General features: G+C 71.3%; 19 protein-coding genes and 1 pseudogene. 14 read left to right on the top strand and 6 right to left on the bottom strand.

Features of this window, described 5'->3' with window-relative positions; translation table 11 throughout:
- Positions 1 to 27: 27 nt before the first annotated feature.
- Positions 28 to 3,162, bottom strand: coding sequence for a UvrD-helicase domain-containing protein (locus QM711_RS01555; RefSeq protein WP_415095958.1), 3,135 nt, complete (start codon positions 3,160 to 3,162; stop codon positions 28 to 30).
- Complete coding sequence (locus tag QM711_RS01550; RefSeq protein ID WP_415095957.1) at positions 3,159 to 6,344, bottom strand: ATP-dependent helicase; 3,186 nt, start codon at positions 6,342 to 6,344, stop codon at positions 3,159 to 3,161. Before QM711_RS01550 ends, QM711_RS01555 begins: the two co-directional genes overlap by 4 nt.
- 200 nt (positions 6,345 to 6,544) lie before the next feature.
- Here QM711_RS01550 and QM711_RS01545 point away from each other — a divergent pair, with 200 nt between their 5' ends.
- The 10 genes and pseudogenes from QM711_RS01545 to QM711_RS01500 all read left to right on the top strand — a co-directional run bounded on the left by QM711_RS01545 (position 6,545) and on the right by QM711_RS01500 (position 18,484).
- A complete protein-coding gene (locus QM711_RS01545; RefSeq protein ID WP_298130889.1) occupies positions 6,545 to 6,748 on the top strand; it encodes a cold-shock protein in 204 nt (67 codons plus the stop codon).
- A gap of 184 nt (positions 6,749 to 6,932) precedes the next feature.
- Complete coding sequence (locus QM711_RS01540) at positions 6,933 to 8,156, top strand: toxic anion resistance protein (protein ID WP_415095956.1); 1,224 nt, start codon at positions 6,933 to 6,935, stop codon at positions 8,154 to 8,156.
- A gap of 21 nt (positions 8,157 to 8,177) precedes the next feature.
- Positions 8,178 to 8,762: a hypothetical protein gene (locus QM711_RS01535; RefSeq protein WP_415095955.1), complete on the top strand. Its 585-nt coding sequence runs from the start codon at positions 8,178 to 8,180 to the stop codon at positions 8,760 to 8,762.
- 182 nt (positions 8,763 to 8,944) lie between these two features.
- Positions 8,945 to 9,919: pseudogene (locus tag QM711_RS01530) on the top strand (ATP-binding protein); the annotation flags it as partial.
- 22 nt (positions 9,920 to 9,941) lie between these two features.
- Positions 9,942 to 10,364 (top strand): hypothetical protein, encoded by a 423-nt coding sequence (locus tag QM711_RS01525; protein ID WP_415096852.1) that lies wholly within the window; start codon positions 9,942 to 9,944, stop codon positions 10,362 to 10,364.
- A gap of 1,258 nt (positions 10,365 to 11,622) precedes the next feature.
- Complete coding sequence (locus QM711_RS01520; RefSeq protein WP_415095954.1) at positions 11,623 to 12,753, top strand: hypothetical protein; 1,131 nt, start codon at positions 11,623 to 11,625, stop codon at positions 12,751 to 12,753.
- The gene (locus tag QM711_RS01515) at positions 12,750 to 15,050 is read left to right on the top strand and encodes a tetratricopeptide repeat protein (protein WP_415095953.1); all 2,301 of its coding nucleotides are present in this window, start codon (positions 12,750 to 12,752) and stop codon (positions 15,048 to 15,050) included. The genes QM711_RS01520 and QM711_RS01515 overlap by 4 nt, the downstream gene beginning before the upstream one ends.
- Positions 15,047 to 16,279 carry a protein phosphatase 2C domain-containing protein gene (locus tag QM711_RS01510; RefSeq protein ID WP_415095952.1) on the top strand — a complete coding sequence of 411 codons (1,233 nt, stop codon included), beginning with the start codon at positions 15,047 to 15,049 and terminating at the stop codon, positions 16,277 to 16,279. Before QM711_RS01515 ends, QM711_RS01510 begins: the two co-directional genes overlap by 4 nt.
- Positions 16,280 to 16,281: 2 nt before the next feature.
- Positions 16,282 to 17,562 carry a VWA domain-containing protein gene (locus QM711_RS01505; protein ID WP_415095951.1) on the top strand — a complete coding sequence of 427 codons (1,281 nt, stop codon included), beginning with the start codon at positions 16,282 to 16,284 and terminating at the stop codon, positions 17,560 to 17,562.
- 1 nt (position 17,563) lies between these two features.
- Positions 17,564 to 18,484, top strand: coding sequence for an FHA domain-containing protein (locus QM711_RS01500; RefSeq protein WP_415095950.1), 921 nt, complete (start codon positions 17,564 to 17,566; stop codon positions 18,482 to 18,484).
- A gap of 99 nt (positions 18,485 to 18,583) precedes the next feature.
- Here the strand turns inward: QM711_RS01500 and QM711_RS01495 are convergent, their stop codons facing one another.
- From QM711_RS01495 to QM711_RS01480, 4 genes are all read right to left on the bottom strand, one after another.
- A complete protein-coding gene (locus QM711_RS01495) occupies positions 18,584 to 19,015 on the bottom strand; it encodes a VOC family protein (RefSeq protein ID WP_415095949.1) in 432 nt (143 codons plus the stop codon).
- 49 nt (positions 19,016 to 19,064) lie between these two features.
- Positions 19,065 to 19,724, bottom strand: a complete 660-nt coding sequence (locus tag QM711_RS01490; protein WP_415095948.1) for a vitamin K epoxide reductase family protein — start codon at positions 19,722 to 19,724, stop codon at positions 19,065 to 19,067.
- The gene (locus tag QM711_RS01485; RefSeq protein WP_415095947.1) at positions 19,717 to 20,505 is read right to left on the bottom strand and encodes a thioredoxin domain-containing protein; all 789 of its coding nucleotides are present in this window, start codon (positions 20,503 to 20,505) and stop codon (positions 19,717 to 19,719) included. The genes QM711_RS01490 and QM711_RS01485 overlap by 8 nt, the downstream gene beginning before the upstream one ends.
- Positions 20,506 to 20,652: 147 nt before the next feature.
- Positions 20,653 to 21,120 (bottom strand): hypothetical protein, encoded by a 468-nt coding sequence (locus QM711_RS01480; protein WP_415095946.1) that lies wholly within the window; start codon positions 21,118 to 21,120, stop codon positions 20,653 to 20,655.
- Positions 21,121 to 21,238: 118 nt separating this feature from the next.
- Between QM711_RS01480 and QM711_RS01475 the strand changes: the two genes are divergently transcribed.
- The 4 genes from QM711_RS01475 to QM711_RS01460 all read left to right on the top strand — a co-directional run bounded on the left by QM711_RS01475 (position 21,239) and on the right by QM711_RS01460 (position 24,146).
- Positions 21,239 to 22,024 (top strand): ABC transporter permease, encoded by a 786-nt coding sequence (locus tag QM711_RS01475; RefSeq protein WP_415095945.1) that lies wholly within the window; start codon positions 21,239 to 21,241, stop codon positions 22,022 to 22,024.
- 4 nt (positions 22,025 to 22,028) lie between these two features.
- On the top strand, positions 22,029 to 22,829 hold the full coding sequence (locus tag QM711_RS01470) for an ABC transporter permease (RefSeq protein WP_415095944.1): 801 nt from the start codon (positions 22,029 to 22,031) through the stop codon (positions 22,827 to 22,829).
- A 3-nt stretch (positions 22,830 to 22,832) separates the two neighbouring features.
- Positions 22,833 to 23,786, top strand: coding sequence for an ABC transporter ATP-binding protein (locus tag QM711_RS01465; protein ID WP_415095943.1), 954 nt, complete (start codon positions 22,833 to 22,835; stop codon positions 23,784 to 23,786).
- A gap of 135 nt (positions 23,787 to 23,921) precedes the next feature.
- Positions 23,922 to 24,146, top strand: a complete 225-nt coding sequence (locus QM711_RS01460) for a DUF3107 domain-containing protein (RefSeq protein WP_415095942.1) — start codon at positions 23,922 to 23,924, stop codon at positions 24,144 to 24,146.
- The last annotated feature ends 103 nt before the right edge of the window (positions 24,147 to 24,249 follow it).

The raw sequence follows: 24,249 nt of genomic DNA, 5'->3' as shown, positions 1-24,249 counted from the left end.
TTCGACCGACTCGCCCGCCGGCGGACGTCAGCCGAACCGGCGCACCGCGTCCGCCCAGGCCGACTCCGGCGGCAGGGTCGGGGTCACCAGCCGGTCGCGCAGGATGTCGAAGAAGCCGACCTGGACCCGCTCGACCGGAACGCCGACGAGGTCCGCCCAGGCCTGCCGGTAGATCGCCAGCTGCACCGGGTCGGCCCGCTCCACGTCCCCGGTCTTCCAGTCGACGACCAGGTATCCGTCGCCGGCGGCGAAGACGGCATCGATCCGGCCGCGGACGATGGTGCCGCCGACCAGCATGCTGAACGGCACCTCCACCGCCAGCGGACGCCGCGCCGCGAACTGCCCGCGCTCGAACGCGGCACTCAACTTCGCGAAGTACGGGTCATCGGGCGGCTCGTGGCCGGGATCCACGTCGAAGACCGGCGTCAGTGAGAACCGGTCCTCGAGCCAGCGGTGGAACCTCGTGCCCAGCCGCTGCGCGGCCACCGGGCGCTGCGGCATCGGACGGCTCGCGTCGGTGACGAACTCGTCCGGGTCGCGGGCCAGCTGCACCAGCCCAGTCACCGACAGATACTCCGGACGGCCCGGCGCCACCTCTTCGACCGCTGCCAGCGCCAGGGCGGCCAGATCGGCGTCCCACTGATCGACCTCGGCCTGCTCTTCGGCGGTCAGCCCGACCGGCTCCAGCGGCACCAGCACAGCGGACGCCGCCTCGACGTCGGCGGCCAGCCGCTGCCGCCGCTGCCGTGCCTCCGGGTCTCCGATCACCGGCCACTCCAACGCAGCGCCGGAACCGGCCAGCGGATTGTCCCCGACTGCCGGCGGCGCCTCGCGCAGCACCACCCCATGCTGTTCGATGGCGCGCAGATAGGGCGAGGGACGCCGCGGCTTGATCAGCTCGCCCTCCCAGGAGTGGGTGGTCGCCACCAGCAACTGCTTCGCCCGGGTGACCGCCACATAGGCGAGCCGATCCTCGGCATGCCGCGCCTGCGTCTTCAACGCCGCGGCATACTCCTTGAACGCGGCATCGGAGGCGTCCGCCAACTGCGGGATCGCCGACGCGTCTCCCCGCAGCTCAGCAGGCAGGACGGCGGCATTGGTCACCCAGTTCTCGGTCACCCGGTCGTTGGGGAACACCCCCTCCGCCATGCCCGGCAGGAACACCACTTCCCACTCCAGGCCTTTCGCCTTGTGCACGGTGAGCAGCTTCACCGAGTCTGCATCGCTGGCCACCGCCTGGTCGAGCCCGACGCCGTGGTTGCGTTCGGCGTCCAGGTAGGCGAGCAGCCCGCCCAGGGACGCCTCGCCGTCCACATCGCAGTAGGCGGCGACCGCATCGCTGAAGGCACCCAGCTGGGCGTTGGACGTTCCGGACGCCGCCAGCTCACCCTCCACCCCGAGGGTGTGGATCACCCGGCGCACCAGGTCGAGCACCGGCTCGCCGGCATGTTGCCGCAACCCCGCCAACTCGGCGCCGATCACGGCGAACCGGCGCCGGGCCTGCGGGCTGTAATGCAACTCGCCCGGATCGTGCAACGCCTCCAACAGACTCGGCACGGTGACCCCTTCGGTGCGCGCCAGCGCCCGGCCGAGGTCGTCCACCAGATCGCCGTCCCGCGGGCCCTCCACCGCCGCCAGTTCGGTCGCCCGGCGTCCGAGCAGGGCCAGATCGGCGATGCCGATCGCCCATCGCGCCGACGTCAGCAGCCGGATCGCCGCCGGATTGGCGCTGACGTCGTCGAGCAGTGCGAGCACCGAGCAGACCTCGACGATCTCGGGCAACTCCAACAGTCCACCGAGCCCGACGATCTCGACCGGAACATCGCGCGCCAGCAGGTCGGCGTAGAGCGCGGGAATCTGCGCGTTGCGGCGGACCAGCACCGCCAGATCCGACCACAGCGCCACCCGCCCGGTGCCGTGCAGCGCGGCGATCCGCTCGCCGATGAAGCCGACCTCCTCGGGCCAGGTGTCGAAGCCGGCCACCTCTACCCGGCCCGGCGGGGTGCCCTCCGGCGCGGTCAGCTCCAGGGCCGCGGCACCACCCCCCATCGCCGGATCGTGATGCAGCCCGGACGCCAACACGTTCGCCACCGCCAGGATCGTCGGGCCGGATCGCCGGTTCACGGTCAACGCGAACGACGGCGCCGCGGTTCCGCGCGCGGTCGGGAAATCGTCGGCGAACTGCAGAATGTTGCTGGCCGCCGCCCCGCGCCAGCCGTAGATCGCCTGATGCGGATCGCCGACCGCGGTCACCGGGTGACCTCGCCCGGACGCCTCATCGTCGCCGGAGAACAGGGCGCGCAGCATCGCCGCCTGCGCCGAGGAGGTGTCCTGGTACTCGTCGAGCAGCACCACCCGGAACTGGCGGCGCAACAGCTCGGACACCGCCGGCACCCGGCGGGCCAGTTCGGCGGCCACCGCCATCTGGTCGGCGAACTCGACGTAGCCGAGGCTTCGTTTCAGGTCGGCGTAGGCGGTGGTCAGGCCGAGCAGTTCGAGGCGTTGCTCGGTGATCGCCCGGGCCGTCCGCACCGAGGCGTACTCGCGCCGGTACCGGTTCAGCGGCGCCTCGGCCAGCGCCGTGCGGAACTCACGAGCGTGCGCACCGACCTCGGCGGCAGTCACCAGATGCGAGGTCAGGTCGGAGTCGAGCTTCAGCAGGCGCTCGGTCAGCGTCACCGGGGCGTAGGCGGCAAGCTGCTCGAACGGGCCGGCGGCGTTGGTCACCACCCGGGCAGCCAGCCGGTAGCGGGACGCGCCGGTGATCATCACCGGATCGCTCTCCACCCCGATCCGCAACCCGTGTTCGGCGACCAGCCGGGCGGCGAACGCGTCGTAGGTGAGCACCAGTTGCTCGCCGGCCTCGTCCACTCCGCTGTCGTCGATCACGCCGGCCCGCTGCAGAGCCGTCCGGACCCGCGCCGACAGCTCCGCCGCCGCCTTGCGGGTGAAGGTCAGGCCCAGCACCTGCTCGGGCGCCAGCTGGCCGCTGCCGACCAGCCACACCACCCGGGCCGCCATCACCGTGGTCTTTCCCGAGCCGGCGCCGGCGATGATCACCCCCGGCTCGAGCGGCGCGGTGATCGCCGCCAGCTGCTGCTCGGAGAACGGCAGGCCCAACACCTCGCACAGCTGCTCGGGCGTCCGCAGCGCCCCCGTCATGCCACCACCTGCCGGCCGGCCGGCTTGGCGGGGCAACTGGCCGCGAACGGACACCACGTGCATCCCGGCCCGGGAGTCGCCGGATAGCGACCCTCGCGAACCAGGGTCACGGCGCGGGACAGCCGCTGATGCACCCAGGTGGGGTGCTCGGCGTCGTCGTCGGCCAGGTGCGGACGCTCGGACAGCGCGGCCTGGTGCAGTTCCTTCGGATAGTCGTCCAGATCGCTGCCGCCGGGCACCCGCAGGTACACCAGGCTGCCGCCGGCGCTGGTCGCGCCGGGGCCGGCCAGCCGCTCGAAGCCGCCGGCCTCGATCGCCAGCTGGTACACCCCCAGCTGCTCGTGGGACGCGGTGGCGTCGACGGTCGGCGCCCGCTTCCCGGTCTTGAAGTCGACCACCCGCAGCCGTCCGTCACCGGCTCGCTCCAGCCGGTCGACGGTGCCGATCAGCCGCACGTGATCGCCGGCCACATTGATCTCGACGTCGAAGTCGACCTCGACGCCGAGCACCTCGGTGCCCGCATTGGCGTCGGACCAGTTCAGGAACCGGGTCAGGGCGGCTTCGGCCTGGTCGCGTTCGGTGACCGACAACCAGGCGGTGGCGAACGGCAACTCGTCCCAGACCTCGTCGAGCCTGGCGGTCAGTTCGTCGAAGCCCAGCCCGGAGTTGCGGGCGTGTTCGGCCAGCACGTGGATGACCGAGCCCAGACTGGTGGCGGCGGTGCGTGGCGGGTCGGCTTTCACCTGGCGGGTCAGGTAGTGCTGCCGCGGACAGGTGAGCAGCCCGGTCAGCATCGACGGGCTGATCCGCAGCGGCCCGCTCGACTGCAGCGGGCGTCCGCTGGGCTCCAGCACCCCCCACCAGCTCGACGGACGCGCCTGCGGGGCGAGCGGACGGCCACGGCCGTCGGTGAGCGCGGCCAGCCGGGCCAGCCGACCGGCGGCCGCCTCACGCAGGGCGGCGGAAGACGCCGGGTCTGCGGCCCGCTGACGCAGCCCGGCGACCAGCGCCGGCAGGGTCAGCGGCCGGGCGCTGGGCCGGAACTCCTCAGCCGGGACGCCCAACTCGGCCAGGAACCGGGACGGCTGGTTCGCTTCGCCGTCGGATCCCTGGACGGCGGTGACGATCAGCCGCCGGCTGGCCCGGCTACAGGCCACGTGGAACAGCCGGCGCTCGTCGGCCACCCCTTCGCGCAGATCGGGACGCCCGACCAGCCCGTCGCTGACCAGTTCGGACGGCTCCAGGATCGCCGCACCCTGCCCCGGCGCCGGCCACAGGCCCTCCTGGACGCCGGCAACCACTACCAGCGGCCACTCCAGGCCCTTCGCCCGGTGCGCCGTCAGCAACCGGACGCCGCGGCCTCGGACCTCGGCCTCGCGGGTGGTGTCGGCCGGGATCTCCTGCGCCGCCACCTCGGCCAGGAAGCCGCGAACCCCGCCCGGCCCGGACGGCTGCTCACTCGCTTCGGCGGACGCGAACAGCGCGATCACGGCATCCAGGTCACGGTCGGCCCGGCGTCCGCCCTCGCCGCCGGCCAGGCTGACCGCGCGCAGCCGCTGCGGCCACTCGGTGCCCGACCACAACGTCCACAGCACCTCGGCTGCCCCGCTGCCCGGCCTGGCGAGCACCTCGCGAGCGTGGGTCAAGAGCTCGGCGAGGCGGCCCACGGCCCCTACCTCAGCCGTCTCCGGGAGCGCCGTCAGCCGCGTCGGATCGGCCAGTGCGTCAGCGATGAGCTGCCCGGGACTGCGGGCGATCAGCGCCGACCCGGTCTCATTCCGTTCCGCCTCGAGCAGCACCCGGCCCAGGGTGCGCAAGCCGACCGCGTCCAGGCCGGCCAGCGGCGAGGTGAGCAGCCGCTTGGCCTCGTCGGCGTCCAGCTGGCCACCGCGCAGCATCACCTCCACGGCCAGCAGCAACGGCCGGACGGCCTGCTCCGAGGACAGCGGGATCTCGTCGCCGGCCACCTCGACCGGGATGCCGGCCGCCACCAGCGCCCGCGCGATCGGGGCGATCTGACGACGCCCCGAACGGACCACCACCGCGATGTCGGCGTGCCGGAAGCCCTCGTCGAGATGTGCTCGCCTCAGTTCCTCGGCGATCAGCTGCGCCTGCTCGGACTCCGACGCGCACACGAACGTGCGCACCTCGGCTCCAGGTGCCGGCCCGCGCTCGGCCTCTGGCCGCAGCACCGCCGCCGCGGCGTCACTCAGCACCGGCAACGGCAGCCGGCGCGCCACCCGTCGCCAGGCGGCCGCGACCGCCGGGCCACCCCGGTACACCGTGTCGAGCGCGATCACCGGCGCCGGCCCGTCGGGGGCCGACCCGAACGTCTCGGCGAAGTCCGCCAGCCCGCGCGGGTGCGCGCCGCGGAACCGGAACACCACCTGGTCGGGGTCGCCGACCGCGAGGATTGGTCCGCCGGCGCCGACCAGGGCGCGCAGCAGCCCGATCTGGGCGGGGTCGAGTTCGCCGTACTCGTCGACGATCACCCGGGAGATCTCGCCCCGCACCGATGCCGCCAGTTGCTCGTCGGTGAGCACGATCCGCGCCCGGTGCACCAACTCTGCATAGTCGAGGCTGCCCTCGTGATCGAGGACGTCGAGGTATTCGGCGAAGAACCGGCCTGCGCTCACCCACTCGGGGCGGCCCGCTTCCCGCCCGGCGGCCACCACGTCGTCGGGATCGAGCCCGAGTTGCCGGACCCGGGCGATCACCGCACGCACCTGCCGGGCGAAGGCCCGGGTGCCCACCGCCTGGTGGATCTCGGACGGCCAGGCGGCCACGCCGCGTCCGGCCAGCAGCTCGCGCACCCGGAACTCCTGCTCGGGGGCGGTGAGCAACCGGGGTTCCGCCGCTCCCGGGACCGCCGCCCGGCGCAGCAACCACAGGCAGAAGGCGTGCACGGTGGTCACCCAGGGCGGGCTGACCGTCCGGTTCATCGCCCGCGCGACCTGGTTGCGCAGCTGGCTCGCGGCGCGCCGTCCGAAGGTCAACACCAGCGGCTGCGGTTCCCCGGGACCCCGACCGGCGAGATCGAGCGCGGCAGCCGCGGCGACCACCGTGGACTTACCCGACCCGGGCGGACCGACCACCAGCACCGGCGACCGCCGATGCGCTTCGACGGCTGCCCGCTGCGCCGCGCTCAACGCCACCGGCATGGCTGCTCCGACCGACTCCATGCGAGCAATCGAATCACTTGCCACCGACATTTCCCGGACGGCGACACGCGCCGGCAGCCGTCCACTCGCGAGTGACACGCGCGGGCGGATGTGAGAGTGTTGCTGGCGCTGCCGCGAGGGCGACCGCACTGGTCGTCTGGGACAGCTCGTTCGGCAGTGGCCGTCGGCAACGACGGTCGTAACAACTGAAGGAGAAGTACATGGCGCAGGGGACCGTCAAGTGGTTCAGTGCCGAGAAGGGCTACGGCTTCATCGAGGTCGAGGGTGGCACCCAGGACGTCTTCGTCCACCACACCGCAATCGACATCCAGGGTTTCCGTACTCTCAACGAAGGCCAGAAGGTGGAGTTCGAGATCACCTCCGGTCCGAAGGGTCCGCAGGCAGATCGGGTTCGGCCGCTCTGACCTCGTACTCGGATCCATCGCGATTCCGCGGGCCTCACTCCTTGGAGTGAGGCCCGCTTCACTATCCGGGGGCAGGCTCGTGCCACACGTTCCAGGGTTGTCCCGGACACCGTCCCGACTGCCGTTGTCGCCGCCGCCCGCTAGATTGGGCGGGAAGCAAACCCGCCCGTTTCGAGAGGCATCCATGAGTTCCAGTTCCCCCGCCGGCGGCGCCGCCGCGATGCCGCTGCAGCCTCCGGCGACGCTGACCCTGACCGTCCCCGAGACCCCGGCGGTGGTCACCCAGACCCAGGCCCCCGCGATGGCGCCCCAGGTCGAGACCAGCCAGGTCCCGGTCCTGGACGCGAAGGTGGACGAGTTCCTCCGGGCGCTCGGTTCCGCGGAGGAGAAGTCCCCCACCTTCTCGGCTCAGGCCGACGCGGTCCGCAGCATGGGCGACGCCGACATCCGCAAGGCCGCCGAGACGTCCAACCGGCTGCTCAACGCGCCGGTGCGCGCGCTGAAGGAGGGCGGCCTCTCCGAGGGTTCCAAGGTCGGCCAGACCCTGCTCCAGCTGCGCCGCACCGTCGAGGACCTCGACCCGGGCAAGGCCCGCGGGCCGAAGAAGTTTCTCGGCATGATCCCGTTCGGCGACCAGGTCACCGACTACTTCCGGCGCTACCAGAGCTCGCAGCAGCAGCTCAACGGCATCCTGCACGCGCTGCGCAGCGGCCAGGACGAGCTGACCAAGGACAACGTCGCGCTCAACATGGAGAAGCAGAACCTGTGGACGGTGATGGGACGGCTGAACCAGTACGTCTACATCGCCGAGCGGCTGGACGCCCGGCTGTCCGCCCAGGTCGCCGAACTGCAGATGTCCGACCCCGACAAGGCCAAGGCGCTGAGCCAGGACGTGCTGTTCTACGTGCGGCAGAAGCATCAGGACCTGCTCACCCAGCTCGCGGTGTCGATCCAGAGCTACCTGGCGATCGACATCATCATCAAGAACAACATCGAGCTGATCAAGGGCGTCGACCGGGCGTCCACCACGACCATCTCGGCGCTCCGGACGGCGGTGATCGTCGCGCAGGCGCTGGGCAACCAGAAGCTGGTGCTCGACCAGATCACGGCGCTCAACACGACCACCTCGCAGATGATCCAGCGCACCTCCGAGATGCTCAAAGAGAACTCCGCCCGGATCCAAGAGCAGGCGGCGTCCTCGACCATCGGCCTGGAGCAGTTGCAGGCCGCCTTCGCGAACATCTACTCCACGATGGACTCGATCGACGAGTTCAAGGCCCGCGCGCTCGACACCATGGCACAGACCATCGGTGTGCTCGAGGGCGAGGTGATCAAGTCCAAGGAGTACTTGGAGCGGGTCGCCCACCAGGACTCGCGGTCCCAGTCGATGCCGCAGATCAACCTCTGATCCGCGAGCCGTAGCCGAACAATGGGTTTCTGGGATTGGCTGAGCGGTCGGGACGCCACACCGCCGGCACCCGCCGTACCCGAGGTCGACCCGGCACCCACCGAGGTCGACATCCTGGCCTCCCTGGACGGCGTGGAGCAGCTGATCGCGTCCGGGACGCTGCCGGCGGTCGTCCGCTCGCGGGCGTCCCGGGTGACCAAGCTGGTGCGCCAGACCCTGCCCCGGCTGGACTCGCTGGGGCTCGGCAGCTACGACAGCTATTCGGTGGTTGCCACCGCGACCGACTACCTGCCCGAAGCGATCGGGGCCTACCTGCGGCTGCCCCGGGACTGGGCCGACAGCCGTCCGGTGGAGAACGGCAAGACCCCGCTGCTGCTGCTGATCGACCAGCTCGACCTGCTGGGGGCGACGATGGAGAAGATCTACGACGCCGCCAACTCCACCGACGCGGCTGCCCTGATCACCCACGGCCGCTTCCTGCGGGAACGGTTCGGCCACTCCCCCAGCACCGAGCTGGGCGTCCCGCCGCCGGCACCGTCGGCCCCGCCGGCGTCCTCCGCGCCGCCCACCCAGTCCCGCGACCCCTTCGACCTGGAGCGCCCGTGAGCACACCCGACCTGGCCAGCACCCTGGACGCCCTCGCCGCGGTCGCGGCGAGCGCCGGGCTGGACGCCGACGCCGCCCGCACCGAGGGCGAGCAGCTCGCGGCGACCGTCGCCGAATCCGCGGTGGGCTCGTTCGTGGACTGGTGCACCGGCACCAATCGCGCGATCAGCGCCCAGGTGTTCATGGACGCCGCGCTGAAGGGACGGCGCTACCGTGCCTCGGCGACGCCGCTCGTCGCGCAGCTGCACAACGCGCGTTCGGGGCAGGCGATGCCGTACGCGAAGGCGCTGGCCGAGGTGGCGTCCGCGGCGGCGCTGCTGGGTACGCCGACCCCGTCGAGCATCGGCGCGGCCCAGGGCGCGGCGAGCATCCAGCTGAACGCGGCCCAGGGCCTGGGCTCCCAGCTGCCCGCTGTGACGCCGAGGAGTGGCTCGGACGCCGAGTTCGTCCGGCAGGCACCGCAGATCCTGTCCAGCGTGCTCGAACGGATGCAGGCCAGCCAGTCCCGGCTGCTCGACCTGCGGCAGCTCGATCCGTTCGGGGCCGGCGCGTTTCCAGGTTTGGGGAACACGGCGCCGGGTTCGGGTCAGCCGGGTCTCGGCACGGTCGACCCGCGGGCCGGCGATCAGCAGGGTCTCGGCACGATCGACCAACCGGGTCTCGACAAGCTCGACCAACTCCAGGCCGCGCCCGCGCCTGAGCCAGAACCCGAAGAGCCGGCCGAGCCGGAACGGTCGCTGGAAGAGCTGCTCGCCGAGCTGGACTCGCTGGTCGGGCTGACCACGGTGAAGGCCGAGATCCACCGGCAGACCGCCGTGCTCAAGGTGGACGCCCTGCGCGCCAAGGCCGGCCTGAAGAGCCCGACCATCACCCGGCACCTGGTCTTCGTCGGCAACCCCGGCACCGGGAAGACCACGGTGGCCCGGCTGGTGGCCGGCATCTACCGCGCGGTCGGCCTGCTGTCGAAGGGCCAACTGGTCGAGGTGGACCGCTCCGAACTGGTGGCCGGCTATCTCGGCCAGACCGCGATGAAGACCGCCGAGGTGGTCGCCAAGGCCGAGGGTGGGGTGCTGTTCATCGACGAGGCGTACAGCCTGAACGGCGACCAGTACGGCGAAGAGGCGATCAACACCCTGGTCAAAGAGATGGAGGACAAGCGCAACGACCTGGTGGTGATCGTTGCCGGCTACCCGCTGCCGATGCAGGTCTTCATCGCCCAGAACCCGGGCCTGGCCAGCCGGTTCCGGACCACCATCGGGTTCGACGACTACACCGACGGCGAACTGGAACAGATCTTCACCGGCATGGTCGACCGGGCCGACTACGACCTCGGCGAGGGTCTGCCTGGAGGCGTTCCGGAAGCTCCTGGCCGGCCAGGTCCGCGACGACACCTTCGGCAACGGACGGTTCGCCCGCAACGTCCTCGAAGCGGCGGTCGGCAAGCACGCCTGGCGGCTGCGGGACGCCACCGAGCCGACCCTGGACCAGCTGCGCAGCCTGCTGCCCGAAGATCTCACCCCGGACGCCGCGGTGGACTGGCCGGCGCCGGCGGCCGGGGGGCTGGAACCGCCGTCCGACCCGGCCGTTCAGGCGACGACGTGACCACCGTTCCCGTCGCCTCCCCGCCGACGACCAGCTCTGGCGCGTCGGCGTCCGTGCCGGCGACCAGCTCGTCGCGGACGCCGCGCCGGCGAGCCTCGACCCCGCGGTCAGTGCGCCGGCTACGGCGCCTGCAGGTCACCGCGGTGTTGCTGCTGCTCGCCTTCGGGGCGCTGGTGGTGACTGCGCTGGCGGTCTCGTTCGGCGCCTCCTCGCGGGCCGCCGAGAGCCTGGAGCAGTACGAGCGGCTCACCGATGCCCGGATCCAGGCGCTCAAGGTGCAGCAGGCGGCCAACACCTGGGCACTGACCCCGACCGATGCGGTCCGGGCGGACGTCACCAACCAGCTCACCTACCTGGCCACCCGGCTGGCGGACGCGTCCGCGGTCGACGCCGACCGGAGCCGGATCGTCCCGCTGACCGGTGCCCTGGTGCGCTACTCGATGACCCTGCAGGACGCGCTGAACGCCCGCGGCACAGCCTCGGCGGCACTGCTGGCCAAGGCCGACAGCCAGCTCGGCGACGAACTGCTCACCCCGCTCACCGCCGGCGCCACCGCCGCGGCCGACCGGGTGCCGACCGAGCTGACCGCCGGCCTGCTGCCCTGGGTGTTCGGCGGCGCCGTGGTCACCCTCGGCGGGCTGGCCGCCGTCTCGGTGGCGCTGGCACGGGCGTCCCACCGCTACCTCAATCCGGGGATCGCGCTGGCCACGCTCGCCGCGCTGGCCTGCGTCGGGATCCTGCTCGGCACCTCGAGCGCCGGTTCTTCGGCGGCGTCCGGGTTCACCCAGGGGTCCCGTGCCGGCCTGGATTCGATGGCCACCACGCACCACCAGCTGCATCAGATGCGGTCCGACGAACTGCTGTCGGTGGCCTCGCAGGGCTCCGGGACCAGCTATCAGCAGCGCTGGGCGACCAACTACGCCGCGGTCCGCAAAGCGCTCAAGGCCCAGGCGCCGTCCAGCACCGCGGAGGCGGTGCTCGCGGAGTACAACGCGGCCCATGACCAGGTGGTGACGGCCCTGGCCAAGTCCCAATGGGACACCGCCTCCGGGGTGGTCACCGGCTCGTCCGCGAAGGCTTTCCAGGGTCTCGACACGTCGCTGAACACCATCGAGGCGAACCTGCGTGGCCCGGTGGAGAGCAACCTGCGTTCCACCACCGATTGGGTGGCCGCGGGGATCGCCGGGGTGGTCGTGCTGACCCTCGCCGGCTGCTGGCTCGTGGTTTGGGGCGTCGCCCGACGGATCGAGGAGTACCGATGAGTCCGGTCAGCGCGCCCGCCGCGCCAGGCAAGCTCAATGAGCCGGTCCAGCCGGCCGCGATGGTCGGCTACCTCGGCGAACTGGACGCCTGGGTGGCCGCCCGGCGCGCCGAACTCGCCGCCCTGGACGCCGAGATCCTGGGCCGCCGGTTGACCGCGCTCACCCCCGACATGCAACTGTCGCTGGCCTTGTGGCAGGCGGTGAAGAGCCGCTACGACCTGCTGCTGATCACCTGGGACTCCGGACGGGTCGGCCCGGCCGAATGTGCCCGGCTCTCGTCGCTGATCTGGGGACGCCTCGACACCGGCGCCGCGCCGTCGGCCCAGCTGGCCGGGATGGCGGTGTCGCTGCCGGAGGCGTGCCGGCTCTCCGACGCCCTAGTCGCGCAGCTGCGGCAGAAGCTGAATCTCGACCCGAACGCCGAACAGCTGGCTCGCCGGTTGCGCGACCTGCGTGCCCAGCTGGAGCGGATCCGGGAGCAGATCCGGACCGAGCCGCCCGCCTCCGCGGAGGCCGCCCAGGTCCAGGTCGGGCAGCTGGCGGCCCGGACGGCCGACCTGGAGGCCAAGCGGGAGCGCGGCGGTGACATCGGCGGGCTGCTCGGCCCGCTCGAAATCGACGCCGCCCGCTACGAGCGCGACCTGATCGTCGGCGGTGCCCAGCGCCGCGAGAACCGGGACGCCCTGGCCCGCGCCCGGGAACAGGCTGAGGAGCTGACCGCCCGCGAGCAGGCGTTGCGCCAGTTGGTCGGCAACACCGTGGCCGCGGTCGCCCCGGCCCCCAAGTACGCCGTCCCGGACGTCGCGGCGCTCGGCCCTGTGCCGAACACCCGGACGGCGATCGACGCCTACCTGACCCGGCTCAGCCAGGTCAGCCGCGCCATGCAGGTGGTCCAGGACGCCTACTCGGCGGCGCTGACCGAACGGGACGCCCTGGCCGCCCTGGTCCCCGCACTGCGGATCAAGGCCGAGGCGCTCGGGCATGCCGCCGATCCCGACTTCGTCGCGCTGACCGAGACCGCCGAGCGGCTGCTGGCCCGGCGTCCGGCACCGATGGCGGTGGTCCGGCAGGTGCTGCCGGCCGCCCAGGCACTGCTCGACGCCCTGGCCGAGGGGGGTCCGCGATGAGGTGCCGCCAGCCGGGCTGCACCGGCACCATCGTGGACGGCTATTGCGACGTCTGCGGCATGCCCGGCAATGCCGCAACCATGCCGGTCGGCCGCGGCACCCCCGGCCGTCGGCCGTCCGCCACCGCCAGCGGGCCCTGCCGGCAACCCGGCTGCCCCGGCTCGATCGTGGACGGCTACTGCGACACCTGCGGGATGCCGCCGGAATCTGCGGTCACCCCGGCCGCCTCGACGGTGACCCGGGCGTCGGTCCAGCTCGGTTCGACCGCGCTCGGCTCGGCGCGGGCCACCTCGTTCGGGGTCCGGCCGATGCGGCGTCCGGCCGCGACCGCGCGGCTGCGGATGGGCCGGATCGGCCAGGGTCTCACCGTCGTCCCGCCCGCCCCTGCGGTCGACCCGGCCAAGGCCGTGATGGCGAACGCCGAACTGCCCGAGGACAAGCGGATCTGCCCGAACTGCGGGGCGCACGTCGGACGCTCCCGCTCCGACAGCGCCGGACGCTCGGACGGCTTCTGCCCCCAATGCGGCGCCGCCTACTCGTTCAGCCCCAAACTCAAGCAGGGCGATCTGGTCGCGAACCAGTACGAGGTCGCCGGGCTGCTCTCCTACGGCGGGATGGGCTGGATCTACCTGGCCCGCGACAAGAACGTCTCGGACCGCTGGGTGGTGCTCAAGGGACTGCTGAACACCGGCGACGCCGACACGCTCAAGGCCACCATCTCCGAGCAGCAGTTCCTGGCCCAGGTCGAGCATCCGCTGATCGTCGAGATCTACAACTTCGTCACCCACGACGACAACGGCTACATCGTGATGGAGTACGTCGGCGGCCGGTCGCTGAAGCAGCTGCTCAAGCAGCGGATGGAGGCCCGGGGCGGCAGCTACGACCCGCTGCCGGTGGATCAGGCGCTGGCTTTCCTGATCGAGATCCTGCCGGCCTTCAGCTACCTGCACGATCTCGGCCTGCTGTACTGCGATTTCAAGCCCGACAACGTCATTCAGGTCGGCGATTCGTTGAAGCTGATCGACCTGGGCGGGGTCCGCCGGGCCAACGACGACGACTCGGCGATCTACGGCACGGTCGGCTACCAGGCACCTGAGGTGGCCCAGGCGGGCGCGACCGTGGCGTCCGACATCTTCACCATCGGCCGCACCCTGATGGTGCTCTGCGCCGAGGTGCCCGGCTACCAGAGCGAGTTCGAGTTCAGCATTCCGCCGGCCGATCAGCTGCCCGCGTTCGCCCGCTACGACTCGTTGTACCGGCTGCTGCTGAAGTGTTGCGCGCGCGATCCGGGCGACCGGTTCAACACCGCCGAGGAGTTGCGCCAGCAGATGCTCGGCGTGCTCCGCGAGGTGGTGGCGACGGCGTCCGGGACGACCGCGTCCACCTCGGTGAGCTCTCCGTCCTTCGAGGCGCCGACGGTGTCGGGGAACCGGTTCGACTGGCGGCAGCTGCCGCAGTTGCGGCGCGACCCGACCGACCCGCAGGCGGCCTGGCTGGACACTCTCGACCTGAACGATCCGGTTGACCGGCTGGCCACCCTGACCCGTCCACCGGCGTTGTCCACCGAGGTGCTGCTGGCCCGCTGCCTGGCCGCGCTGGAGACCGGCAACCAGCGGGTGCTGGACGCCTCGGTGCACACCCTGCTGACCGAGGACCCGTGGGAATGGCGTGCGGTCTGGATGGCCGGGCTTGGCGCCCTGGTCCGCGGCGACCACAACACGGCCCTGTCGTCGTTCAACGCGGTCTACGGCCAGCTGCCCGGCGAGCTGGCGCCCAAACTGGCTCTCGCGGTCGCCTGCGAGGTGGGCGGCCAACCGGACGTCGCCGAGAGCCTGTACCGGATCTGCGCGGTCACTGACGCCAACTACGTCACCCCGGCCGGCTTCGGGCTGGCCCGGATCCGGGCGGCCCGCAGCGATCTGGCCGGCGCGCTGACCGCGCTGGAGCTGATCCCGCAGACCTCCCGCGGCTACCAGGAGTCGCAAAAGCTGACCACCGAACACCTGATCGCGCTGGGCCGCGACGCCGCCCACCTGGCCGAGGCGCTGAAGGTGCTGCAGCACGCCCGGCTCGACCCGCCCAGCCAGTTGGCCTACGAGGCGTCCATCCACGAGCGGGCGCTGGCGCTGGCCGCCGGCAAGCCGATCAAGCTGGGCGGCACCACCTACACCGAGGGCGACCTGCGGGACAAGCTCGAGAGCTGCTACCGGCGGCTGGCGCATCTCAGCGCGGACGCCGACGAACGTGCCGACCTGGTCGACAAGGCCAACGCGATCCGAGGGTGGAGCCTGCTGTGACCGACGAATCCCCCGCCTGGCCGCTGTGGGCCAGCGAACACGACGCCGCCTCGATGACCGCCGCCCAGGAGTACGGCACGCTGGCGCTGACCGCGCCCTGCCCGGCCTGCGGCGTCGGAGTCCGTCCCGACGAGCGGTACTGCGAGAACTGCGGCGCCGACGTCCATCCCGAGGTGACCGTCGCGCCGGCACCGGCTCGTGGCGTCGAAGAGACGGTGAAGCTGAACCGGCCGCGGCCGGCCGCCGCACCCTGCCTGGAGTGCGGCGGCGAGGTGGACGCCGACGGCTACTGCCAGACCTGTGGTGCCAAGGCGCCGTCCGCCCGGGACCACTTCGAGGTCGCTCCCGCCTCCTGGGTGGGCGGAGTCTGCGACCGTGGCGTCGTGCACACCCGCAACGAGGACGCGATGGCGCTGTGGGCCGCCCCGGAGCCGGAGCCCGTCGCCGTCCTGGTGGTCTGCGACGGGGTGTCGAGTTCCCGGGACTCCGACGTGGCCTCGGTGGCCGCCGCGGAACGCGCCCGGGACGTCCTGGTCGAGCGCTGGTCGAGCCTGCCTCCCGATCACCGGTCGAGCGTGTCGGGACCCGATCAGCCCACCGAAGGCCCGCTCACCGCCGCACTGATCGAGGCCGCGGCGCAGGCTCAGCAGGCGGTCCTCGACCTGACCGCTGAGGCCGAGGACAACGCCGGCTCATGCACGTTCGCCGCCGCCGTCGTCTCCGACGGCCTGGTGCACTGGGCAGGCCTCGGCGACTCACGGGTCTACTTCCTCTCCGACGAGGCCCGCGTCCAACTCAGCACCGACCACTCGGTCGCCGAGGAACTCATCCGGGTCGGGGCGTCCCGGACGGAGGCGGAGAACAGCGCGCAGGCGCACGCGATCACCCGCTGGCTCGGCCGGGACGCCGAGAGCGTCGTGCCCGACACCGGCGTCTTCCCGGTGACCGTGGACGGCTGGCTGCTGGTCTGCAGTGACGGGTTGTGGAACTACGCCTCCGAGCCCGGGGCGCTGGCCGAGCAGCTGCAGGCGGCATCCCACGGTGAGGCGTCCCCGGTGCAGATCGCCGGACGGCTGGTGAAATGGGCCAACAGCCAGGGCGGCCGGGACAACGTCACGGTGGCGCTGGCACGGCTGACGGCTACCCTGAACGGTACGCCACAAGCACCTTCGGACGCCCAGCGCGCCGCCGGGCCGACGGCGCGCACGACTGTCGAAGAGAAGGACTGAGCATGGCCCTGTTCACCTCCGCGGTGTACCAGAACGAGTTCCTGCCCGACGGCGGCACCGACGTCAACGCGATCGTCACGGTCGCCTGCAGCGGCGCCGGAGCGGCCGGCCAGACCGGCAGCGGGGACGCCGGCGAGATCATCATCGTCGACACCTCGGGTTCGATGGGCGACGCCAACATGGCTGCGGCCAAGCAGGCCGCCATGGTCGCCCTCGACCACATTCTCGACGGCACCTATTTCGCCGTGGTGGCCGGCAACCACAAGGCCTATCTGGCCTACCCGATGGTGCAGTCCGGGGCCGGCATGGTCCGGATGGACGCCCGGACCCGGGCCGAAGCCCGCCGCGCGATCAGCTTCTTCCGGGCCGACGGCGGCACTGCGATGGGCAACTGGCTGAATCTGGCCAAGGCGCTGTTCGACTCGATCGGGCACCTGGCGCAGAAGCACGCCATCCTGCTCACCGACGGCGAGAACCACAACGAGACCCAGCAGCAGCTCGACATGGCGATCCGGAACTGCCTGGGCCAGTTCCAGGTGGACTGCCGCGGCGTCGGGGTCGACTGGAAGGTGTCCGAGATCCGGATGATCGCCCAGGCCCTGCTCGGCACCGTCGACATCATTCCGAACCCGTCCGCGCTCGGCCAGGCCTTCGCCGAGCTGATGCGGACCTCGATGGCTCGCGGTGTCGCCAAGGCCGATCTGCGGGTCTGGATCCCGCAGGGTGCCCAGGTGCTGTTCATCCGGCAGGTCTCCCCCACCGTCGAGGACCTCACCGTGCGTGGCGTCGGAGTCAACCCGCTCACCCAGGCCTACCCGACCGGCTCCTGGGGGGACGAGGAGCGCGACTATCACATCCAGATCAGGCTGCCGGCCAAGTCGGTCGGCCAGGAACAGTTGGCGGCCCGCGTCCAGTTGGCGGTCGGCACCGAGGTGCTGACCCAGGGCCTGGTGAAGGCGAAGTGGTCTTCGGACACCAACCTGACCGCCCAGATCAACCCCGAGGTGGCGCACTACACCGGCCAGACCGAACTTGCCGAGGCGATTCAGGAAGGGCTGCAGGCCAAGGCGTCCGGCGACGAGCGGACGGCCACCACCAAGCTCGGCCGGGCCGCCCAGCTGGCCGCCGAGACCGGCAACGCGGAGGCGACCGCGAAACTGCGCAAGGTGGTCGACATCGACAACGCCGAGACCGGTACGGTGCGGTTGAAGCGCGGCGTCGCGAAGGCCGACGAGATGGCGCTCGACACGGCGTCCACCAAGACCACGCGAATCAGGGGCTGACATGGCGATCTGTCCGGCCGGACACACCTCGACTGCCGAGGACTACTGCGACGTCTGCGGTCTGCCGGTGGAGTCGGGGGCCAGGACGGCGCCGTCCGCCGCGCCGGTGGTGCCGTTGCCCGGGGCGGTCTGCCCGCACTGCGGCACCAACAACGCCCCGGACGCCCTGTTCTGCGAGGCCTGCGGCTACGACTTCACCACAGGCACCATGCCGCGCTCGGCGACCGAGACGCCCGACCCGAGCCCGGCGGCATCGCCGGTCAGCGTAGCCGACGCCTCGTGGTCGAGTCCGCCGGAAGTCTCGTCGCCGGCCGTTCCGGTCAGCACTGAATCAGGTGTGGCGGATGTGGGAATGCCCTCTGCGGTCGACTCCCCGCCGCAGCCGTCCGGCGTCCCTGCCCCGGCCACGGACCTGCCGAACGGGCCGCCCGTAGAGCTGGCCGACCCCGTCGCACCGCCGGCACCGACCCCGCCGTCCCGCCGACCGCTCCAGGCACGTCCGAGCGCGGTCGAGTGGGTGGCCGAGATCTGGATCGACCCCGACTGGTACGCCACCCAGGGTGCGACCGACGCGCTGCCCTCGCCCGGCCTGCCCGACGTGGTCGGGCTCCGGGCCAGCTCGGCGCTGATCGGCCGGACGTCCCGCAGCCGCAACATCCATCCCGACATCGACTGCGGACTGGATTCGGGCGTCAGCCGGCGGCACGCCCAGGTCTCCAGCGACGGCAGCCGCTGGTGGATCGAGGATCTCGAATCCGCGAACGGCACCTTCGTCGGGGCGTCCGCCGGTCCACTGCCCAGTACACCGATCGGACGCGGTCGCGTCGAATTCGCCCCCGACCAGCGGATCTACCTCGGTGGTTGGACCCGGATCGTGATCCGGGCCGCCACCGATGACGAGAAGCAGGCCTTCAACGCCTGACCGTTAAAGCCCTGCCTAACTACCTGTGCCCTCCCGCATGTGGGAGGGCACAGGTAGTTAGGCAGGGCTTGGGGCGGCCGAACCCGCGGACCGGGCGAGCTACCCGAACACCACCCCACCCTCGTCGTCGATACGCCAGCCGGGGTTGTGCGCGATCTCCCAGATGACGCCGTTCGGGTCGGCCGCGTGACCGTGGAAGACTCCGCCGAAGGCGCCCTCCTGCGCCGGCTTCAGGACCGTCCCGCCGGCTGCTTCGAAGGCCGCAAGAGTCGTCGCCACACTCTCGCGGTCGGGCACGTTGTGCGCGAGGGTGACGCCGCTGACCCCACTCGTCGAATGGTCGCGGAGCAGATCCTGATCGAACTTGGCCGCGTCGAACAGGCCCAGCAGCAAGCCCGGTGCGATCTGGAAGAAGACGATCTCTCCCGGCACGTCGTAGAACACCGTCCAGCCCAGGCCGTCACGGTAGAACCGGCGTGCCGCGTCCAGGTCGGGGGTCGCCAGAGTGAGGAAGTGCAGGCGTTGTTCCATGCGTCTCAGTCTGACGACTCGCCCCGCCCCCAGCCACCGGTTCGTGGAGTCAGAGCATCAGCGGGACGTACTTGACCACCACCATGGCGGTGATGCCGACCAGCCAGAGCGCCACCAGCAGCAGGTCCAGATCATGTGCGATCAGCGCGCGAGCGGCGCGGCTCGCCGTCGCGGGCAGGTACAGGTTCCCGTCCCGGATGTTCACGTGGGTCAGCGAAGTGAACACCAGCGTGGTCGACAGGGTCACCAGCAGGCACCACGGGCAGAGCGCGCCGATCACGAAGAACGCCTGGAAGAACAACCAGTAGGCGAACACCAACCCGAGGGTGTAGACGATCTGGGCGGCGAACATGAACCAGCGCGGGAACCGGACGCCGCCCAGGCTGGCCACCGCGATGGTGATCACCACCGGTTCGGCGACCAACCCGAGGAAGGCGTTCGGGAAGCCGAACAGGCTCGCCTGCCACGACGCCCCGACCGTCCCGCAGCTGAGCACGGCGTTGATGTTGCAGGCCAGCGCCGCCTGCGGATCGGCTGCCAGCACCACCGCGTCCACGGCGAGGACGAACGACGCGGTCAGGCTGAGCAGCGCCGAGATCAGCATCGTGACGAAGATCCAGGTGTTCGACTGCCGGAGCCGGCGCAACCGCCGCAGGATGACGGACGTCCCGGACAACGCGCCGGCGACCCGAGTACCGAGTTCAGGCACCGGACGCCTGCCGGATCGCAGCGTCAAGCGCTCCCGGGGTGTACAGGTCTCCGGTGAAGACCTGGCCGTTGATCTTGACCGTCGGCGTGCCCGTGACCCCGGCATCGAAGGCCTTCTGGGTCAACTGCGCGACCCAGGGGGCATAGGCCTGCCGGCCGAAGGAGGCGACTACCTCCTGCGCTGCGCCGGCCTGTCCAGCCAGTGCGGCGAGCTGCTGGTCGGTCAGTCCGCTGGTGCCTTCGGTCGGCTGATTGGCGAAGAGCAGCTGGTTGAACCGCAACGCGGCCGCCGGGTCGGTGTTCGCAATCGTCACGAAAGCGTTCGCGGCACGGGTCGAGTACTTGCTGCCGGCGGACTGGGAATCCAGGAACGCCATGGGATGGATCTCGAGGCGCACCGTGCCGGCGGCGACCAGACGCTGCAACGACTCGCCGTTGGCGCGTTCGAACCGGCCGCAGAACGGGCACATGTAGTCGGCGTAGACGCTGACAGTGGTTTTCGCGTCCGTCTTTCCGAACTGGATGGCGCCGGCCGGCGTGGCGAACGCCGGAACGGCCGGCTCACCGGAAGCCGGGAGCGCCGTACTGCTGGACCTGGCACCGGCCACCGCCCACACCATCACCCCGACGATCAGCGCGATCACGGTGATGCCGGCGATCCAGGCCGTTCGGACGATGGTTCGGAGCCGCTTCTGGGCGGCGGCCTGCTGTTGTTGGCGACGGCGGAGAGCTTCCCGGGCCTGCCCGCGGGGAGCACTCGGGGTGGTGGTGTTCTTGGACATGGTGTGGTTCCTGATCCGGCCGGATGCGCGGCCTGCTGAGGGTTCGATCGGACGCGGCGACAACTCGCCGGCGGGAACGCGCGAAGACGCGCGGGGTTGCGAACTCAGCCGACCCGCATCACGCCGGATGGACGGCGCGGGCCGGGTTCAGGAACGTGGTGGTCCGCGGTGCGGGTGGACCCGGCTCCAGCCGGGGCCGGTGGCGCGGACCGGCACCGGGACCGGGGCCGGTTGCGGCCACGCCGGAACGATGGTGTCCAGCTGTGCCAGGGCGGCGGCCAGCACTCCGCGACCGATGCCGATCAGTCGGCGCGCCCCGGCGAGCAGTACGGCGGCGACCAGCAATGCGGCCGGCGCCAGCACCAGCTGCACGACCAGTGCGGCAGCCACCATCACGGTCCAGGTCACAACCGGTTCTGGCGCGGTCACGCAATGGACGCCGTCCGGGCTGGCCGGAACCAAGCTGTAGAGCGGGTGGCCGGCGTCGAAACAGGCCACCACGGCGACCCGCGGCAACCGGTCGAGCAACGGCAACAGGGCCGCCGTCATCAGCGCGGCCACGATCACATGCGGCCCCCACGTGGGGAGCCGCAGTCGTTGCCACGGGATGCTCACGACATGAGACTACCAACGGCCCGCGTCGGTGGAGGCTGAACGATCCGAGGCCCCCCGAACGGCGTCCTGACCCTCCCACGCTGATAGAGCTACCAAGGAATTCCCTACGCTGTCGCAGGTGCGCGCGTTCTGGGAACTGGCAGCCAGCAGCTTCCGGCGCTATCTGCGCTACCGGACGGCCATCGTCGCCACCATGATCACCAACTGCGTCTTCGGGTTGGTGCGGGCGTCGCTGCTGATGACCGCGGTCGACGGGGCCGGCGGGGAGATCGCCGGCTACGACGCGCTGCGTGCCTCCAGCTACGTCTGGCTCGGCCAATGCCTGGTCGGTGTGGTGTCGCTGTGGGGGGTGGGCGAGATCGCCCAGCGGATCAAGGCCGGCGACGTCGCTGTCGATCTGCTCCGACCGTTGCCGCCGGTGCTCGGTTGGCTGGCCGCTGAGTACGGACGCGCCGGCGGTGCCCTGCTGGTCCGGGTGCTGCCGATGCTGACGCTCGGCGCATTGACCACCGGGCTTGCGCTGCCGACCGATCCCGGGCTGTGGGGGTTGAGTCTGGTCTCGCTGCTGCTCGCGGTGACCATCGCTTTTCAAGGACTGCTGCTGGTCAACCTCGCCGCGTTGTGGGTGCTGGAGGTCCGCGGCTACATCAATCTCTACGTGATCGTGATGAACCTGTTCTGCGGGCTGGTCGTGCCGGTCTCTTGGTTCCCCGACTGGCTGCTGGCGATCGGCCTCGCCACACCTTTCCCCAGCATGTTCCAAGCCCCGATCGACCTGGCGATGGGCGTCGGCTCGGCACCGGCGACGCTGGCCATTCAACTGTTGTGGGTCCTGGTGCTGGGCGGTCTCGCCCAGGTGGTGCTACGGCGCGGCCTGACCAGGGTGGTGATTCAGGGTGGCTGAGCAGGTGAGCACGTCACGGATGGTCTGGACGATGCTGGCCGCCCGGCTGCGGTCGCAGACCGTCTATCGGGGCAGCTTCGCCGGCGATCTGGCGTCCCAGGCGCTGCTCGGCCTCACTGAACTGGCCGAGATCTACGTGCTGCTGCACAACGCGCCGGTCTTCGGCGGGATGACCCTGTCGCAGGCCTGCGTGGTCTACGGAATGGCGGCGATCGCGTTCGGGCTGGCCGACATGGTCTTCGGGCAGCTGGACACGGTCAACGTGGCGATCCGGACGGGCCAACTGGAGACCCTGCTGGTGCGTCCGGTGCCGTTGCTGCTGCAGCTGATCACCGCCGACATCCAGTTGCGGCGGCTGGGCCGGGTGGCCCTCGGGCTGGCCGTCTACCTCTGGGCTCTCGCCGTCGCCGGGGTGGAGCTGGCGCCGGCGTCCGCGCTGCTCGCGGTGGTCGCGCCGCTGGCCGGCGCGCTCATCTTCGGGGCGTTGTTCCTGGCCTCCGGCAGCCTGCAGTTCTGGCTGATCGACGGCGCCCAGGCCGGCAACTCGATCACCTACGGCGGACGGTATGTGGCCAGCGTTCCGGCCGGTGCGCTGCCGCTGCCGGTGCGGGTGTTCTTCACCTTCGTGGTACCGGCGACGCTGATCGCGTTCGTCCCGGCGGCGGTGCTGACCGCTGCTCCGCTGCCCTGGCCGTTCGAAGCCTGGATGGCCTGGCTGGGGTTGCCGGTCGCGGTGCTGATCTGGGGCGTGGTGGGATTGCTGTGGCGGGCCGCCGTCCGTCACTACACCGGGGCAGGAGGCTGAGTCGTGGCGATCATCGAGGCGCACGGACTGAGCCGCGACTACCGCCGACGCACCGGAGTGTTGCGCGCTCTGGACGCACTCGACCTGACCGTGGAGCCCGGCGCGTCGATCGGGTACCTGGGTGCCAATGGCTCGGGGAAGTCGACCACCATCAAGATGCTCTGCGGCATCCTCACCCCAACCGCCGGAACGATCCGCACCTGCGGTCTCGATCCGGTGCCGAACCGACGTCGGCTGGCTCGTCGGATCGGTGTGGTGTTCGGCCAGCGCAGCGTGCTGTGGTGGGACTTGCCGCTGGCCGACAGCTTCCAGATCCTGGCCGCCATGCATCGGTTGCCGTCGTCGGCCTGGCGTCCGCGGTTCGCCGAACTGGTGGACGAGCTGGCGCTGGCCGACTTCCTCGACCAGCCGGTCCGCGAGTTGTCGCTGGGGCAGCGGATGCGCGGCGAGGTGGCGGCGGCGCTGCTGCACTCGCCCGAGCTGCTCGTATTGGACGAGCCGACGATCGGCCTCGACGTGCTCAGCAAAGGTGCGCTGCGTGACTTCCTGCAGCGCGAGCGGGCCGAGCGCGGCACCACACTGTTCCTGACCACGCATGACCTCGGCGACGTCCAGCGGCTGTGCGATCGCATGGTGATCATCGACCACGGCGCGCTGACCTTCGACGGCACGGCGTCCGATCTGGCCCGAGTGACCGGCGCGGAGCGCGTCCTGGTCGCCGACCTCGCCGAACCGGTGGCCGGTCTGGCGCTTCCGCCCAGTGCCCGGCTGGACGGCGTCCAAGCGGACGGGCGCCGGGTGCGGATCTCCTTCCGCCCCGGCGAGCTCAGCGCCGCAGAGCTGTTCGCCAGCCTCGCGAGCCAGGCCCGGGTCGACGACCTGACCCTGACCGAGCCCGCCATCGAGGACCTGGTCGCGCGGATCTACACCTACCCCAGCACGTCGAAGCCTCGCTGAGGACGCGCTGATCGTCGTGGTCGCCAGGACTCGCCGGTGGCGGCCGGTTGCGCTGCCAGCGGACGCCGCCCACGGCTGGCCGGTGGCCGACTAGGGTCTGTTCCAGACAGTCTGAAGGCAGGTTGAGGAGAACCAATGGAGATCAAGGTCGGCATCGTCCACGGCCCGCGGGAGATCGTGCTCGAGTCGGAGGAGTCCGCAGCCGACGTGGAGGCCGCGTTCGGTAAGGCCGTCACGGACAGTGCCGTGCTGGCCCTCACCGACGATCGCGGCCGCAAGGTGCTGATCCCGGCGTCCCGGATCGCCTATCTGGAGCTGGGCCAGGAGGCGGCACGCCGGGTGGGCTTCGGGTCGCTCTGAGCGCTCCGCGGCGCTGAGGGCTAGACTGGCCGGCGAACGCACACCCGAGTGCGTCCCCAGCTTCAGCGTGCTGACGCCCACGCCGCCGAAGCGGGTGTCATCC

The organism is Micropruina sp. (genome assembly GCF_047602385.1).
Classification (GTDB): Bacteria; Actinomycetota; Actinomycetes; order Propionibacteriales; family Propionibacteriaceae; genus Micropruina.
This window is presented reverse-complemented; position numbering and strand designations above follow the sequence as displayed.

Excerpts from the sequence above, each read along its gene's own strand:
- QM711_RS01545 (WP_298130889.1), top strand. The coding sequence starts at position 6,545 with ATGGCGCAGGGGACCGTCAAGTGGTTCAGTGCCGAGAAGGGCTACGGC.
- QM711_RS01485 (WP_415095947.1), bottom strand. The coding sequence starts at position 20,505 with ATGTCCAAGAACACCACCACCCCGAGTGCTCCCCGCGGGCAGGCCCGG.
- QM711_RS01535 (WP_415095955.1), top strand. The coding sequence starts at position 8,178 with ATGGGTTTCTGGGATTGGCTGAGCGGTCGGGACGCCACACCGCCGGCA.
- QM711_RS01460 (WP_415095942.1), top strand. The coding sequence starts at position 23,922 with ATGGAGATCAAGGTCGGCATCGTCCACGGCCCGCGGGAGATCGTGCTC.
- QM711_RS01500 (WP_415095950.1), top strand. The coding sequence starts at position 17,564 with ATGGCGATCTGTCCGGCCGGACACACCTCGACTGCCGAGGACTACTGC.
- QM711_RS01540 (WP_415095956.1), top strand. The coding sequence starts at position 6,933 with ATGAGTTCCAGTTCCCCCGCCGGCGGCGCCGCCGCGATGCCGCTGCAG.
- QM711_RS01505 (WP_415095951.1), top strand. The coding sequence starts at position 16,282 with ATGGCCCTGTTCACCTCCGCGGTGTACCAGAACGAGTTCCTGCCCGAC.
- QM711_RS01550 (WP_415095957.1), bottom strand. The coding sequence starts at position 6,344 with ATGGAGTCGGTCGGAGCAGCCATGCCGGTGGCGTTGAGCGCGGCGCAG.
- QM711_RS01515 (WP_415095953.1), top strand. The coding sequence starts at position 12,750 with ATGAGGTGCCGCCAGCCGGGCTGCACCGGCACCATCGTGGACGGCTAT.
- QM711_RS01495 (WP_415095949.1), bottom strand. The coding sequence starts at position 19,015 with ATGGAACAACGCCTGCACTTCCTCACTCTGGCGACCCCCGACCTGGAC.
- QM711_RS01520 (WP_415095954.1), top strand. The coding sequence starts at position 11,623 with ATGAGTCCGGTCAGCGCGCCCGCCGCGCCAGGCAAGCTCAATGAGCCG.
- QM711_RS01555 (WP_415095958.1), bottom strand. The coding sequence starts at position 3,162 with ATGACGGGGGCGCTGCGGACGCCCGAGCAGCTGTGCGAGGTGTTGGGC.